The 13,765-nt window shown below is 71.5% G+C and carries 14 protein-coding genes and 2 tRNA genes; 8 read left to right on the top strand and 8 right to left on the bottom strand.

Features of this window, described 5'->3' with window-relative positions; translation table 11 throughout:
- Positions 1-35: 35 nt before the first annotated feature.
- A complete protein-coding gene (locus JOD95_RS04685) occupies positions 36-1,463 on the top strand; it encodes an LLM class flavin-dependent oxidoreductase (protein ID WP_209683518.1) in 1,428 nt (475 codons plus the stop codon).
- Positions 1,460-2,782: an acyl-CoA dehydrogenase family protein gene (locus JOD95_RS04680; RefSeq protein ID WP_209683515.1), complete on the top strand. Its 1,323-nt coding sequence runs from the start codon at positions 1,460-1,462 to the stop codon at positions 2,780-2,782. Before JOD95_RS04685 ends, JOD95_RS04680 begins: the two co-directional genes overlap by 4 nt.
- 281 nt (positions 2,783-3,063) lie before the next feature.
- On the opposite strand, the gene JOD95_RS04675 is transcribed toward JOD95_RS04680, so the two are convergent.
- The 6 genes from JOD95_RS04675 to JOD95_RS04650 form a co-directional block, all read right to left on the bottom strand.
- On the bottom strand, positions 3,064-3,408 hold the full coding sequence (locus JOD95_RS04675) for a metallopeptidase family protein (protein ID WP_066653030.1): 345 nt from the start codon (positions 3,406-3,408) through the stop codon (positions 3,064-3,066).
- Between the two features lie 44 nt (positions 3,409-3,452).
- Positions 3,453-5,552 carry an acyltransferase family protein gene (locus JOD95_RS04670; protein ID WP_209683513.1) on the bottom strand — a complete coding sequence of 700 codons (2,100 nt, stop codon included), beginning with the start codon at positions 5,550-5,552 and terminating at the stop codon, positions 3,453-3,455.
- A 105-nt stretch (positions 5,553-5,657) separates the two neighbouring features.
- Positions 5,658-5,733, bottom strand: a tRNA-His gene (locus tag JOD95_RS04665).
- Positions 5,734-5,808: 75 nt separating this feature from the next.
- Positions 5,809-6,447: an oligoribonuclease gene (gene orn / locus JOD95_RS04660; RefSeq protein ID WP_066653036.1), complete on the bottom strand. Its 639-nt coding sequence runs from the start codon at positions 6,445-6,447 to the stop codon at positions 5,809-5,811.
- Between the two features lie 819 nt (positions 6,448-7,266).
- The gene (locus JOD95_RS04655) at positions 7,267-8,505 is read right to left on the bottom strand and encodes an MFS transporter (RefSeq protein ID WP_209683511.1); all 1,239 of its coding nucleotides are present in this window, start codon (positions 8,503-8,505) and stop codon (positions 7,267-7,269) included.
- On the bottom strand, positions 8,502-8,951 hold the full coding sequence (locus tag JOD95_RS04650; RefSeq protein ID WP_209683509.1) for a MarR family winged helix-turn-helix transcriptional regulator: 450 nt from the start codon (positions 8,949-8,951) through the stop codon (positions 8,502-8,504). The genes JOD95_RS04655 and JOD95_RS04650 overlap by 4 nt, the downstream gene beginning before the upstream one ends.
- 61 nt (positions 8,952-9,012) lie before the next feature.
- Between JOD95_RS04650 and JOD95_RS04645 the strand changes: the two genes are divergently transcribed.
- The 3 genes from JOD95_RS04645 (at position 9,013) to JOD95_RS04635 (ending at position 10,125) form a co-directional block, all read left to right on the top strand.
- Positions 9,013-9,303, top strand: a complete 291-nt coding sequence (locus tag JOD95_RS04645) for a hypothetical protein (protein WP_066653044.1) — start codon at positions 9,013-9,015, stop codon at positions 9,301-9,303.
- A 29-nt stretch (positions 9,304-9,332) separates the two neighbouring features.
- A complete protein-coding gene (locus tag JOD95_RS04640) occupies positions 9,333-9,593 on the top strand; it encodes a co-chaperone YbbN (RefSeq protein ID WP_066653047.1) in 261 nt (86 codons plus the stop codon).
- Between the two features lie 459 nt (positions 9,594-10,052).
- Positions 10,053-10,125 (top strand) — tRNA-Arg (locus tag JOD95_RS04635).
- A 59-nt stretch (positions 10,126-10,184) separates the two neighbouring features.
- Here the strand turns inward: JOD95_RS04635 and JOD95_RS04630 are convergent.
- Positions 10,185-11,354 (bottom strand): hypothetical protein, encoded by a 1,170-nt coding sequence (locus JOD95_RS04630; RefSeq protein WP_209683507.1) that lies wholly within the window; start codon positions 11,352-11,354, stop codon positions 10,185-10,187.
- 169 nt (positions 11,355-11,523) lie between these two features.
- Positions 11,524-11,889 (bottom strand): hypothetical protein, encoded by a 366-nt coding sequence (locus JOD95_RS04625; RefSeq protein ID WP_209683505.1) that lies wholly within the window; start codon positions 11,887-11,889, stop codon positions 11,524-11,526.
- A gap of 74 nt (positions 11,890-11,963) precedes the next feature.
- Between JOD95_RS04625 and msrA the strand changes: the two genes are divergently transcribed.
- From msrA to JOD95_RS04610, 3 genes are all read left to right on the top strand, one after another.
- Entirely contained in the window at positions 11,964-12,491 is a 528-nt protein-coding gene (msrA, locus tag JOD95_RS04620) for a peptide-methionine (S)-S-oxide reductase MsrA (protein WP_066653055.1), read from the top strand.
- A 37-nt stretch (positions 12,492-12,528) separates the two neighbouring features.
- Entirely contained in the window at positions 12,529-12,732 is a 204-nt protein-coding gene (locus JOD95_RS04615; RefSeq protein WP_081984725.1) for a hypothetical protein, read from the top strand.
- Positions 12,733-12,849: 117 nt separating this feature from the next.
- The gene (locus JOD95_RS04610) at positions 12,850-13,560 is read left to right on the top strand and encodes a single-stranded DNA-binding protein (RefSeq protein ID WP_209683502.1); all 711 of its coding nucleotides are present in this window, start codon (positions 12,850-12,852) and stop codon (positions 13,558-13,560) included.
- The last annotated feature ends 205 nt before the right edge of the window (positions 13,561-13,765 follow it).

Below are 13,765 nucleotides of genomic sequence, written 5' to 3'. Positions count from 1 at the left end.
CCGTCGGCGGTGGCTCCCCGGACACCATGGGGGGCATGAGCGATGCACCGACCCGTCCGCTGCGCTTCGCGGCCTTCGTCATGAACACGACGTCGCACATCCAGCACGGCCTCTGGCGGCACCCGGCCGCCCGGCAGGCGGACTTCGACGACGTCACGCTGTGGACCGACCTCGCCCGGACGCTCGAGCGCGGGAAGTTCGACGCGATGTTCTTCGCGGACGTCGTCGGCACGTACGGCCCCGCCCGCGGCGACTACGCGACGAACCTCCGCGAGGGGCTGCAGATCCCCTCGAACGACCCGTCCGTGCTGCTCTCCGCGCTCGCCGTGTCGACCGAGCACCTCGGCCTGGCGTTCACCTCGAGCGTCATCCAGGCGCACCCGTTCGACTTCGCCCGCAAGGTGTCGACGCTCGACCACATCACCCGCGGCCGCATCGGGTGGAACGTCGTGACGAGCGCCCTCGACAGCGCCGCCCGGAACTTCGGCGCCGACCGGCTCGAGGAGCACGACGAGCGCTACGCCTGGGCCGAGGAGTACCTCGAGGTCTGCGCCAAGCTGTGGGAGGGGTCGTGGGAGGACGGCGCCGTGCTCAAGGACCCGGTGCGCGGCTACGCGGACCCGGAGCTGGTGCACCGCATCGACCACCACGGCAAGCGGTACGACGTGCAGGGGCCGCACCTCAGCGCGCCCTCGCCCCAGCGGACGCCCGTGTTGTTCCAGGCCGGGTCCTCGCCGGCCGGCCGGGCCTTCGCCGCGCGGAACGCCGAGGCGCAGTTCATCCTCACCTCGAACCGGGACGCCACCGAGCAGCTGATCCGCGAGACCCGAGACCTCGCCGCCGCCGTCGGCCGACGCCGCGAGGACATCGCGTTCTTCCTCGGCCTGACCTTCGTCACGGGATCCACCGAGGCCGAGGCGAAGGCGAAGGAAGCGGAGATCGACGAGTACCTGGCCGCCGACGGCTTCCTCGTGCACTCGAACCTCGGCTTCGACCCGGACACCGGCGAGCCGCTCGACCCGGCGACGCCGCTGTCCGAGGTCCGGACCCAGGCCGGGCAGTCGCACCTGCAGTGGCTCCGCGAGGCCGCCGGCGACCGCGAGCCGACCATCGCCGACCTCGCCCGGCTCTCCGCCAAGCTCCGCGCCCGGGTCGTCGGGACGCCCGAGCAGATCGCGGACGAGCTCGCCGCGTGGCAGCGGGTCGGGGTCGACGGCGTGAACGTCATCAACTGGACGCTGCCCGGCTCGTACGAGGAGTTCGTCGACCACATCGCGCCGACCCTGCAGGAGCGCGGACTCATGCAGTCGGAGTACCGGGAGGGCACCCTCCGCGAGAAGCTCTTCGGCCACGCGCAGCTGCCCGACTCGCACCCGGCGAGGCGGTGGCGCGGCGCGTTCTCCGGCGGCGCGGCCGGGACCGGCGCGGACGAGGCGCGCGACGCCGTGGAGGTGACCGCATGACGGACGTGACGACGAGCGCCGGGGGTGCGCCGGGCCTCCCGAGCGACCGTCCGGACGACGTGACAGTGAGCGCCGGGGGTGCGCCGTGCCTCCCGGTCGACCGTCTCGCAGTCCTGCGTGCGCGCTTCGCGCCGGTCGTCGAGGCGATCCGCGAGGGCGCGGTCGCGCGCGAGCTGGCGTCCGGCACCCCTGGCGACCGCGACCTCCCGCACGCCGAGGTGCGCGCGCTGGCGGACGCGGGCTTCGGGCGGCTGCGCGTGCCCGAGGAACGCGGTGGCTTCGGCGTGACGCTCGTCGAGCTCGCGAACCTGGTGGCGGACCTCGCGGCGGCGGACTCGAACATCGCGCACCTGTGGCGGGGACACTTCGGGTACACGGAGCTCGTGCTCCTGCGTCCGGACTCGCCCGCTCGGGACGAGTGGCTCCAGCGCATCGTCGACGGGGCGATCGTGGGGAACGCGACCTCGGAGCGGACCGGCACGACGCTGGCGGACATCTCGACGACCGTCGCTCCCGACGACTCCGGCACGTGGCGGCTCGACGGGCGGAAGTTCTACTCGACCGGCACGCTCTACGCCGACTGGATCTACCTGGCGGCCGACCGCGACGGCGAGCGGGTGACCTTCGCCGTGCCGACCGGTGCACCGGGTGTGACCGGCGTCGACGACTGGGACGGCTTCGGGCAGCGCCTCACCGCTTCGGGGACGACCGTCTTCGACGGCGTCGCGGTCGACCCGGCGGTGGTCTCGGCCTACCGGGACGCGCCGCTCTCGCACATCCAGGCCTTCTACCAGCTGTACCTGCTGGCGGTCCTCGCCGGGATCGGACAGGCCGTCGTCGACGACGCCGTGGCGTTCGTCCGGCCGTGGACCCGCACGTACATCCACGCGAACGCCGCCGTACCGGGGGAGGACCCGCAGGTGCTGGCCGTGCTCGGACGGCTGTCGGCGGGGGCGTTCACCGCGCGGTCGCTCGTCGTCGCCGCGGCAGGGCTGCTCGACGGGGTCGTGGCGACGAACGAGCCCGGGGTGGGCGTCGACCACGCACTGCTCGACGCCGCCGAGAACGCCGTCTACCAGGCGCAGGTCGAGGTCGGGCCGCGCGTGCTGCAGGCGGCCACGGAGTTGTTCGAGGTCGGTGGGGCCTCGGCGGCCGACCGGACGCGGGCGCTCGACCGGCACTGGAGGAACGCCCGGGTGGTGGCGTCGCACAACCCTGCCGTCTACAAGGAGCGACTCGTGGGGGAGTACGTGCTGCACGGGCGGGGGCCGGTGGACGCGTGGGAGCGGTACCACGAGGTGGGGCCGACGCGGTTCTGAGGGCGCCGCGCGTGCCGCCAGCGCGAGTCTCGGCCCCGCGGACACGTTCGCGTCTTCGGAGCCGCGAAACCGTCCGCCAGCGCGAGTCTCGGCTCAGCGGGAGCCGGGAGCCGGGCGCACGCGTGCGCGCGGCGCGCCGCGCGCGGCGCGCGCGGCGAGTGCCGCCAGCGCGAGTCTCGGCCCCGCGGACACGTTCGCGCTTCCGGGACCGCGAAACCGTCCGCCAGCGCGAGTCTCGGCTCAGCGGGAGTCGGGAGCCGGCAGCCGGCAGCCGGGCGCCTCTACGCCCAGCCGAGCTCGTGCAACCGAGCGTCGTCGATGCCGTAAAAGTGCCCGATCTCGTGGACGAGCGTGGTGTGCACCTCGTCCCGGAGTTCCTCGACGGTGTCGCACTCCTCGAGGTGCTGCTTCCGGAACACCACGATCCGGTCGGGGAGCTCACCGAACCCGTACTGCCCGCGCTCGGTCGCGGCGACCCCGTCGTAGTACCCGAACAGGTCGGAGCCGTCCTCCGGCTCGTCCTCGACGACGAACACCACGTTGTCCAGCCCGTCGACCATCTCGTCGGGCAGCCGGTCGAGCTCGTCGGTCACGAGCTGCTCGAACTCGTCGGCGGACATCTCCATCACGAGGCTGATCGTGACACATCCGCCTGGACGGCAGCGAGCGATCACCCCGCTGCGCCGCCGGTGCTCCCGTCCTGCGGGGGCAGGACCCCTGCGCTCACGAGCGCGTCTTCCAGGGCCGGGGCGACGTCCTCGGCTGCTTCGAACGTCGCGTGCGTCCCGTCGAACGAGACGGCGCGATCATCGATGACAGCCGGACACCGGCCACCAGCACACCAGAGGGCCGTCGGATCGATGTAGGGGATGTGACTGCGCCTGGCTGCGTCCTGATCCGCCGAGATCGACGGGCGCCACCGCTGCGTCGTGCCCGTGCAGGCTTCCGGGCCGATCAGGGCACTTCCGCAGTCGTCCCACTTCGGACCGGGGACGTTGGGGCCCACGATTGCGACTGATCCGACCGCGGCGCGCACTTCGTCGATCCTGGCGATCACGCCTGCGGCCCGATCGCTCTCTGGAACATCCGTGCCGTGCAACTGCAGGGGGCCCAGGACGTTCATCACGACGAGGACATCCGGTGACGCCTGAGCGATGTGTGCCAGTACCTCCTCACGGGCCTTCGAACAGTCGGTGTCGCCGTGCGCGAGTTCCAGCGTGCTGAACGGACAGCCGTACCGCGCGCCTGCGATCAGCTTCCATCCAGATCGGTGTTCGGTCATCCGGCGGAATGCTGGTGTGAGGAACTCCGCGGTCGAGTCGCCCACGATCATCAGTGACTTCGAGCCGTCTCCGAGCGTGCACTGCTCCACCGTGTGGTTCTGCCCTGGCTCGGCGCACCGAGCGACCTGCTCGAAGCGAGTGTCCTGCTCGAGCGCGGGAAGGTAGTCGTGACCACGCAGTTCGTCGAGTCGAGGCTGCAGGGAATCGGGCCACGACCGGAGCGACAGACCTTGCTCGACAGCTCGTCGGCGCTCGGTCTCCACGGTTGCTGGTCCCGGATCTGAAGGGTCGACCGCGTTCGGCTCCGGGGCGGGTGGAGCGGTCGCCTCGTACCGGCTGACGGCCGAGGCAGTCGTGACCGTGGCGATGATCGCGAGGGCGACAACGGCTCCGGCCGACTGCTCGAGCCTGGCCGACCTGTGCCCATGGACGAGTGTCGGCTGCGAATTTGCTGAGCCCCTCCGTCGGATCGGTCGTTCGACGAAGGCATGGGACAGCACAGCTGCGGCGACCGCGACCGCGAGCGCGACCACCGGCTCCGTCCCGAGTACGGCCGGAGCGAGGACGAGGACCGGCCAGTGCCACATGTAGAGCGCGTAGCTCCGCTCGCCGACGAGGACGAGCGGCCGTGCGCCAAGCAGCTTCGTCACCATCGTGGGCGCACGGCAACCTGCAGCGATGATCATCGCGGTTCCCGCTGCCGGAGCGAGACCAGCGGGGAACGGAACACCGACGTCGGGTCGGGTCAGGAGTGCGGAAGCTACCAGCAGGAGGAGACCGGACACTGCCATGACTGCTGTCCTTCGCAGCGCGCGTGCCGGTGCCGGCCCCAGCCCCTCGAGACGGTGCGCCACCAGTGCCAGTCCGACGCCGGTTCCGAGCTGCCACAAGCGTGTCACTGTCGAGTAGAACGCGAAGACAGGCTGCGGTGCGGTGGTCGCGACGACTGCGGCAAAGGACGCGACCACCACGGCGGTGATGACGAACAGACCAAGCCGTCGTCGTCTGATGACGAGCAGGAGTGCCAGCGGGAGGAGGAAGTAGCATTGCTCTTCGACACCGAGGGACCACAGGTGACGGAAGGGCGACGGAGCCGATACGCCGTCGAAGTAGCCAGCGTCACTTGTGATGAACCGCCAGTTGGCTGTGCCGAGGAGCCCGGCGAGTCCGTCGAACAGTGTTTGCTCCCGCCGCGAGCCTCGGAGGAACAGCGCGGAGACGGCCATGCTGAGGCCGATCACGAGGAGGGCGGTCGGCGCGAGACGTCGCGCCCGACGCCGGAAGAAGTCGATGATCCGGATCTGGCCGTGGGTCGCGCCCTCGTTCAGGAGCCCCCGTCCGACGACGAAACCGGAGATGACGAAGAACACATCGACTCCGAGGAAACCCCCGACCGGCGTTGCGAAGGTGTGTTCCAGCAGCACCATGAGGACCGCGATCCCCCGAAGCCCCTCGATGTCCGGCCGGCGCTTGTTCGCTGAGGTCATGTAGCGAGACTAGGCCGAGCTGGTACGTCAGTTCCAGAAGGTGATATTCCACTGTGGAGAGATTGCAAAAAAGGACCGTCCCCGCGCTAACGGGGACGGTCCTACTGGGGTGAATAACGGGTCTCGAACCCGCGACCTCCTAGACCACAACCAGGCGCTCTACCAACTGAGCTATATCCACCATGTCCGAACCGGCTGACCGGCGCGACCACTCAATAGTAGTACATGCCGGAGGCCGCGACGACCACGCGTGTCGCTACTCCGCCGTGGGCTGCCCGAGCCGCGGCTCCCACTTCTCGACCACCTCGGCCGCGACGGCGCGGACGTCCTCGGTCGTCGGGCCGGGCTCCGGGATGAAGCCGGCGCGACGGTAGTACTCGAGCTCGCGGATCGACTCGAGGATGTCCGCGAGGGCACGGTGGCCGCCGTGCTTCTCCGGCGCGTTGAAGTACACGCGCGGGAACCAGCGGCGGCAGAGTTCCTTGATGCTCGACACGTCGACGCTGCGGTAGTGCAGGTGCCCGTCGACGCGGGGCATGTACTTCGACAGGAAGGCGCGGTCCGTGCCGATCGTGTTGCCGGCCAGCGGCGCGCTGCCCTCGGCCGGGACGTGCTGGAGGATGTACTCGAGCACCTGGTACTCGGCGTCCGCCAGCGAGACACCGTCCGGGATCGCCTCGGCGAGGCCCGAAGTCGCGTGCATGTTCGTGACGAACTCGTTCATGTTGTCGAGCGCCGACTGGTCGGGCTTGATCACGATGTCGAACCCGGGGTGCACGGGGACGAGGTCGAAGTCCGTGACGACGACGGCCACCTCGACGAGTTGGTCGACCTCGACGTCGAGGCCGGTCATCTCGCAGTCGATCCAGACGAGGCGGTCGTTCGCAGTTGCCATGTCCTCGATCCTATTCCGCACGGGTGACGCTCCCGCGCCCGGACCCGAGGCTGTGGAGCGATCCAGGTCGGCACCGTGCCGGCTCCGCTCGAGGCGACACCGGGACGCCGTGGACACACGGCTGCCCCTGGCCGAGCGGGCGGAACCCGCAGCCGCGAGACGGCCCGTCTGCAGGATCCGCCCGCTCGCGGCGCGCGCGGTCCGGATCCAGGTGGGCCGTGCCTCCCGGTCGGTCTGTGAGCGGGCGGAACCGGCAGCCGCGATCCGGAACGGCGGCAGGATCCGCCCGCTCGCGGCGCGCGGTGCGGCTCGACGGGCGCCGTGCCTCCCGGTCGGTCCGTGAGCGGGCGGAACCGGCAGCTGCGATCCGGAACGGCGGCAGGATCCGCCCGCTCGCGTTCACGCGGCTGCCCTCACCACCGGTCTGGAGGCTCGACCCGCGTCAGACGGTCCGCTCCAGCCCGTCCTCCGGTTGCCCAGCGGGCGGAACCGGTCGGGCGGACGGCGCCGGCCCGGCGCGTCCTGCCCGCTCGCGCGGCCTGCCGAGCGCACTCGGCCCCGAGGACCCCCCCCCGTGCGCCCGAGGGGTCCACCCCTGGATCTCCATCCACTCGCCCACGCGCGTCCGCACATGACGAACGGGCGAGACCCGCGACCGGACCGGAGTCCCGACCGCAGCCCTCGCCCGCAGCGAAGCGCACCGAGCGCGAGCAGGCTCATCGCCCACCCGCGCTCGCACCGAGCGCGAGCGGGCTCATCGCCCACCCGCGCTCGCACCGAGCGCGAGCGGGCTCACCGCCCACCCGCGCTCGTGTCGACTCAGACCATCTCGCCCGCCGAGATCGCCTCTGCCTCGACACGCTCCGGCTCGGCCCCGTCGTCGACCCGCCGCAGCACCTTGGTGGTCAGCACCACGACCACGAACGCGACCGCCACCGAGACCCCGGCGAACACGTAGGCCGCCGACGGCGAGAACGAGTCGGCGAGCAGCGTCGCCACGGGCGGGGCGATCGCACCGCCGATGAAGCGCACAGCGGAGTACGCGCTCGACGCCACCGAGCGGGGGAGGTCCGTCGCCTCCATCACGCACTCGGTGAGCACCGTGTTGAGGACACCGAGCACGAGGCCGCCGATGACCACGCAGATGATGAGCCCGGCCTGCGAGGTCACGACGACCGCCGCGGCGAACAGGTCGAGGGCGAGGAGCGGCAGCGCGATCTTCAGCACGGTCGTGCGGCGCATGCGCGCGGTCAGCATCGGGGCGACCCACACGGAGGTGATCGCGAGCCCGACGCCCCACCCGAAGAAGGTGAAACCGATGCCGAGTGCGCCGAAGCCGAGCGGGAACGGCGTGTACGCGAGCAGCACGAAGAAGCCGATGTTGTAGAAGAGCGCGGTCACCGCGAGGGCCGCGAGCGCCGGCTGTCCGAGGGCGCGGAACGGTGCCGAGAGCTTCGTCGGCGTGGGCTTCTCGAGTCCGGAGGTCTTGAGCAGCGCGACGACGGCGATGAACGCGATCGCCATCAGGGTGGTGACGCCGAAGAAGGGACCGCGCCAGCTCACCGACCCGAGCAGTCCGCCGACCAGGGGCCCGACGGCGATGCCGAGGCCGAGCGCTGCCTCGTAGAGGATGATCGCCGACGCGGTGCCGCCGGACGCTGCACCGACGATGGTCGCGAGTGCGGTGGAGATGAAGAGCGCGTTGCCCAGGCCCCAACCGGCGCGGAAGCCGATGATGTTCCAGACGCTGCCCGAGGTCGCTGCGAGCACCGAGAAGGCCACGATGAGCGCGAGCCCGATGAGCAGGGTGTTCTTCGCACCGATGCGGCTCGACACCCAGCTGGTGAAGAACATGGCGACGCCGGTGACGGCGAGGTAGCTCGTGAAGAGCAGTTCGGTCTGCGCGGCGGTGGCGTGCAGCGACGTCGCGATCGCGGGGAGGATCGGGTCGACCAGGCCGATGCCCATGAAGGCGACGACGCAGGCGAACGCGATCGCCCAGACGGCGGACGACTGCTTGAGGATGCTGCCGGACGCAGCGGGTGCGTGGGCGTTCACGCGTGGATCTCCGTTCTGGTGGGGTTCGTGGTGGTGCGCGAGGCGATGATGGCGGCGGCGTCGCGCAGGACGTCCCAGTCGTCGTCGTCGAGGTCGGCGAAGACCGGTCCGACGGACTCGGCGATCGTCGCGCGCCAGGTGGCGAGCCGCTCGCAACCTGCGTCGGTGAGCTCGATGAGCTGTCCGCGTGAGTCGTCGGGGTCGACGGTGCGCGAGAGCAGACCGTCGGTGAGCATGCCTGCGACGATCCGGGTCATCGTGGGCTGTGCCACACGGGACGCGGCGGCGAGCTCACCGAGGCGCAGCGGCTGCTCGGTCTCGAGGATGCCGAGCGTGCGCCAGACCGCGGCCGAGGTAGCGTCGCCGGAGGCCTGCGCCGCAGCACGGACCAAGCGGTTGACCGAGATGATCAGCGTCTCCAGCGCTTGTGCCCGTGATGCTTCCATGTCTGAACTATATAGCGGTGCTATACATCCGTCAACAGGGCGCCCCTGGTAGAAGGGACGCATGAGCGACATCACCATCCACGAGGGCGACGAGTACACCGCGATCTTCCACGGCGGTCCCTTCGACGGCACGACCGACACCCGCACCGCCACGAGCGACGCGGTCGACGACGAGGTCACGGTGTACGCGGACGTCGAGGGCCTGCAGACGGCCTTCGCCTACAAGGCCACCAAGACCCGTCAGGTGCTCGACCAGACCTCGGTCGAGTACGAGTACGACGCCGCGGACTCCGACCCGGTCGACGACCTGCAGGACCGCGGCGACCGCAGCGGCGAGTTCGACCGGGAGTAGATCGCGCGCCGCGCACGTTGCACCGTCCCGTGCAGCTCGATCTCTGGACCTCCGCCTTCTGCGCCCCGTGCGCAGCCGCCCGCCGTGTGAGCGGTGAGGCAGCGGCGCTCGTCCCCGGGCTCCGGGTCACCGAACGCGACGTCGCGGCACACCCTGACACTGCAGAGGACCTCGGCATCCGTTCGACCCCCACGATCATCGTGCGTCGGGACGACGGTGCCGAGGTCTTCCGTTCGCCGGGCGTCCCCTCGCGGGACCAGCTGCTGGTGGCGGTCGCGAAGGCGCTCTGAGCGGACCCGGTCGGGAGGCACGGCGCACGTCCGCCTCGTCCGGTCACCGTGCAGGCGTGCTCGGCCAGGAGGCGCGGTGCATGTCCGCCACGTCGGTCGCGCCGGCAGCGCGTGCCCTCACGCGAGCGGGCGTTCCCTGCTGTCCGGCGGTGCCGCGCTGACCGGTTCCGCCCGCTCGGTGCGCCGGTCGTCCGGGCTGCCGGGCGTTTCCGCGCGGGCGGGCGTTCCCTGCTGACCGGCGGTGCCGCGCGGACCGGTTCCGCCCGCTCGGTGCGCCGGTCGTCCGGGCTGACCGGTGCGACCCCGGCGGGCGTGCCCTTCGTGCTCACCGGCGGCACACGCCGCACCCCTTCCGCCCGCTCGGGACGGACGAGCGGTCGGGCGCGATCGCCGAGCGCCGGCCTCGTGCGTGGCAGTGCAGCGCCCCGACGACCGACGGCGGTAGAATCGTCGCCGCTCGCCTCCGTAGCTCAGTGGATAGAGCAGGTGGTTTCTACCCTCCGTGTCGCGGGTTCGATTCCTGCCGGGGGCACACGCGACGAGAGGCCGCCATCCGTCGGGATGGCGGCCTCTCGTCGAACGGGGGAGGTCTCAGTCGTCCTCGGCTGCTCGGCGTCGCAGCTCGCTCGCGCTGATGGGCTGGGTGTACGGCGAGGCGTCGTCGTCCTCTCGAGCACCCGGCGTCGCGTTCGCCGCCCCGGGCCGGTCGAGCCCGGTCGCTGACGTTGCGGCACGGTTCACGTGGGCGTCAGCCGACGTCGGGCTCGCGACCCGGGGCGCGGAGGTCGGCCGGTCGTCGGAGCGGGCATCACCGCCACGATCGGTCACGTCGACCTCGCCGGAGTCCGAGGAGTCGTCGCTGCGCGAGCCGAGGTCGTTCCGAGCGCTCGGAGTCGTGCCGTTCCCCGGACGCGCCGACGCGATCGGCGACCCGAGCGGAGGGCGGACCGGCGTGCCGTCGAGCTGGACCGTCTCGCGGTCGCCGTAGGGGCGCGTCCGGTTGTCGGCAGCACCTCGGACGTCGTCGATCGGGGTGGTGGCGTCCTGGTCGACCGTCGCCGCGGCGGTCGGGCCCGAGGTGCGGCTCGCCGACGTCCCCGCCGCAGGGGAACCGACGGGAGACTGCTGCGGCGCAGGACGGAGCGAGGTGGTGGTCGGCGTCGGGCGCGACGGGGCCGTGCTGGCGTCTGCCTCGGCCGACCGCTGCTGCTGCTGACCGGCGTTCCAGTCCTGCTGGCGGGCGATGAGGTCGGCGTCGGGGTCCGGAGAATCGAACTTCCAGCGTTCGAGATCGGCCTTGAACAGCTTCTTCGCGCGACCTGGCTTGCCGTTCCACTCGAGCAGACGGTCGCGGAGTTCGCCGAGCGACTGGTCTGCCTGCGAGGTGAAGGTCGAGGAGTTCCGCTTGATGTCGGCGATCTCGTGCTGCACCCAGTCGGCGGCCAGCGGAGCACCGCTCACCGGCAGGAGGCGCAGCCGCACGTCGGCGTCCTCGGCGAGGTGGTCGGCGTAGGCACGTTCCTCGTGTCCGAGTGCTCCCCAGCGTGAGGCCTTGCGCGCCGCGGTGACCACGCCCGCCACCGCTGCGTTCCGGCTCTCGCGGTCGTGGAGCGCGACGACGCGCTTCGTTGCCGCGCGTCCGATCAGCGCGGCGATCACTCCGGCGACGACGATCGCGACGAAGGGGATGATCGCGCCGGACAGCACGCGCCATCCCTCGTCGGATGCCGTCCAGTCGGTCAGGTCGTTCCACCAGTCCATGGGCGAACCCTACGCAGCGTGCGACGCAGAACCGCGGAGGTCGGACGGCGTTCCGTCGAGCCGGGCTGCGCTCCGTCGAGCCGGGCTGCGCTCCGTCGATCGGGGCGGCGTTCGCTCACGCGCAGCGGTGTTCCTTCGAGCGGCGCGGTCGAAGTGCGCGGGCGGCTGGTCAGCCCCAGCGCAGGCAGTCGACGGCGTCGTCCGCCGACCACACGTTCGGCAGCTCGACGAACCGTCGCTCGACCGCCACGTAGCGACGGGCGCGGTAGGCCGTGCCGCCCGCGACGTCCACGCGGTCGACGTACCCGACGATCTCGCCGTTGGTGCGGGTGACCCGGCTGAGGTCGTCCCGCACGTCGAGCACGCGCAGGTCGCCACGGCTGCGTGCGACCGGCGTGGAACGGATCCGGAACGCTGGTTCGGTGCTGGTCTGCACGGGTGCCTCCTGCTGGTTCGTCGTGGTCTTCGTTGCCTCGACGGTACGGCTGACCACCGACACTCCACGGCCGTGCAGTGGCGTCAGGGGAGCGCTCACGGCGAGGACGATGCTGTGCAGGAGACGTACCCCCGCCCCGTGTTCCGTGAGCGCAGGAGGGTACGGTGGCGCGCATGACGACGTTCGTGCTCGCAGGTGGATGCTTCTGGTGCCTCGACGCGGTGTACCGCACGTTGCAGGGTGTGCAGGACGTGGTGTCGGGCTACACCGGCGGCGTGGTCGAGGACCCGACGTACGAAGCGGTCTGCACCGGTGCGACCGGTCACGCCGAGGCGGTCGCGGTGACCTTCGACGAGTCGGTCATCCCCGCCGACGTCGTCCTCGACGTCTTCTTCACGCTCCACGACCCGCGGCAGCTGAACCGCCAGGGCGCGGACGTCGGCACCCAGTACCGCTCGGCGATGTTCCCGGCGGACGACGAGCAGCGAGCGCTGTTCGAGCACGCGGTGCAGCGCGCTGCGGACATCTGGGACGGCGGGATCGTGACGACGATCGAGCCGCTCGGTACGTTCTTCCGTGCGGAGGAGCACCACCAGGACTTCTTCGCGAAGAACCCCGGTCAGGGCTACTGCCTCGCGGTCGCGCTGCCCAAGGTGAACAAGGTCCGCAAGGCCTACAGTCAGTACATCCTGGCGTCCTGAGGCACGGACGTCGGGGCCACGAGGAGGTGGTCGAACGATGATGGACAACACCGGGACCTGGGTGGCCGTCGGTCCGGCGGGCGCGGTCGGGAGCATCCGCCGCGCGTCGGACGGCTTCCACGTCGAGCTCTACGGTCGACGGGGCCGAGGCGGGACCTACCCGTCGCTGGAGACCGCGAAGGGTGCGGTCCACGCGGCGCTCGGGCCTCTCGCCGACCGACCCGAGTTCCGCGCGCACTGACCCGCCAGCCCGGAGGTTCGGGGGAGTCTTCCTCCACAGCCCACCTCGACGAGTCGGCTGCTCACAGATCGAGCCCCGGGTCGCAAGTGCGGCCCGGGGCTCGCAGACGATCGAGTCATGAACGACACGATCACCGTCTGCGGCATCGTCGCGACCGAACCCCGGCACCTCGTCACCGACACCGGCATCGCCATCTCGAGCATGCGCCTGGCGTCCCCCTCCCGTCGTTGGGACCGCAGCACGTCGTCGTGGACGAACGGTCCGACGAACTGGTACACGGTCACCGCCTTCCGGTCCCTCGCGGCGAACGTCCACAAGTCGCTGAAGAAGGGCGATCGCATCCTCGTGACCGGACGCGTCCGGATCCGCACCTGGGAGCGTGACGGACGGAACGGGACCGCGGTCGAGATCGACGCCGACGGCATCGGGCACGACCTCGCCTGGGGCATCAGCAACTGGATCCGCGTCCCGCGGCACGTCGGCGACTCCAACGCGGGTCCCGGGGTGCCGCCGGGGGTGCCGACGGTGGACCCGGACACCGGCGAGGTGACGGGCACGGTGCCCGAGGACGACCACGCGACGCCCGTGCTCGGCGGGGACGGCGACGATGCGCTGCCCGGGGCAGCAGACGGGACCGTGCTGGCGCGCCACGGCGTCCGGGACGGCGGCGTCCTGAGCGTCGGCATCCCGGGCGACGGCGTCGCGGACGGCGGCGACCCGGGTGACAGCGGGGCGCGGGCAGCCGGAGGGGTCGCCCCGGTCGTGCCCGGATCCCGAGAGCCCGAGCCGGGGGCAGACGGCGACGCCGACGCCCGTGCCGTCGCATGAGTCGTCGCACGGGTCATCACCGGGACCGTCGGCGACGCACGACAACCGCGCCCTGCCCATGCCGGCCGTCTCGGCGCGAGGCACACGCGTCCTGCCGGTGCCGGCCGCCTCGGCGCGCGCCCCACCGTGGTCCTGTCGGCGCCGCCGACCCGCGCGCCCTGCGCCGCGGCGCAGGGGGGAGCGGTGACGTGCCCGGGTCAGTAGA

It is taken from the genome of Curtobacterium sp. 1310 (assembly GCF_017834105.1).
Lineage (GTDB): Bacteria > Actinomycetota > Actinomycetes > Actinomycetales > Microbacteriaceae > Curtobacterium.
This window is presented reverse-complemented; position numbering and strand designations above follow the sequence as displayed.

Coding starts and splice junctions, on each gene's coding strand:
- JOD95_RS04685 (WP_209683518.1), top strand. CDS start 36: ATGAGCGATGCACCGACCCGTCCGCTGCGCTTCGCGGCCTTCGTCATG.
- JOD95_RS04680 (WP_209683515.1), top strand. CDS start 1,460: ATGACGGACGTGACGACGAGCGCCGGGGGTGCGCCGGGCCTCCCGAGC.
- JOD95_RS04675 (WP_066653030.1), bottom strand. CDS start 3,408: ATGGAGATGTCCGCCGACGAGTTCGAGCAGCTCGTGACCGACGAGCTC.
- JOD95_RS04670 (WP_209683513.1), bottom strand. CDS start 5,552: ATGACCTCAGCGAACAAGCGCCGGCCGGACATCGAGGGGCTTCGGGGG.
- orn (WP_066653036.1), bottom strand. CDS start 6,447: ATGGCAACTGCGAACGACCGCCTCGTCTGGATCGACTGCGAGATGACC.
- JOD95_RS04650 (WP_209683509.1), bottom strand. CDS start 8,951: ATGGAAGCATCACGGGCACAAGCGCTGGAGACGCTGATCATCTCGGTC.
- JOD95_RS04645 (WP_066653044.1), top strand. CDS start 9,013: ATGAGCGACATCACCATCCACGAGGGCGACGAGTACACCGCGATCTTC.
- JOD95_RS04630 (WP_209683507.1), bottom strand. CDS start 11,354: ATGGACTGGTGGAACGACCTGACCGACTGGACGGCATCCGACGAGGGA.
- msrA (WP_066653055.1), top strand. CDS start 11,964: ATGACGACGTTCGTGCTCGCAGGTGGATGCTTCTGGTGCCTCGACGCG.
- JOD95_RS04615 (WP_081984725.1), top strand. CDS start 12,529: ATGATGGACAACACCGGGACCTGGGTGGCCGTCGGTCCGGCGGGCGCG.
- JOD95_RS04610 (WP_209683502.1), top strand. CDS start 12,850: ATGAACGACACGATCACCGTCTGCGGCATCGTCGCGACCGAACCCCGG.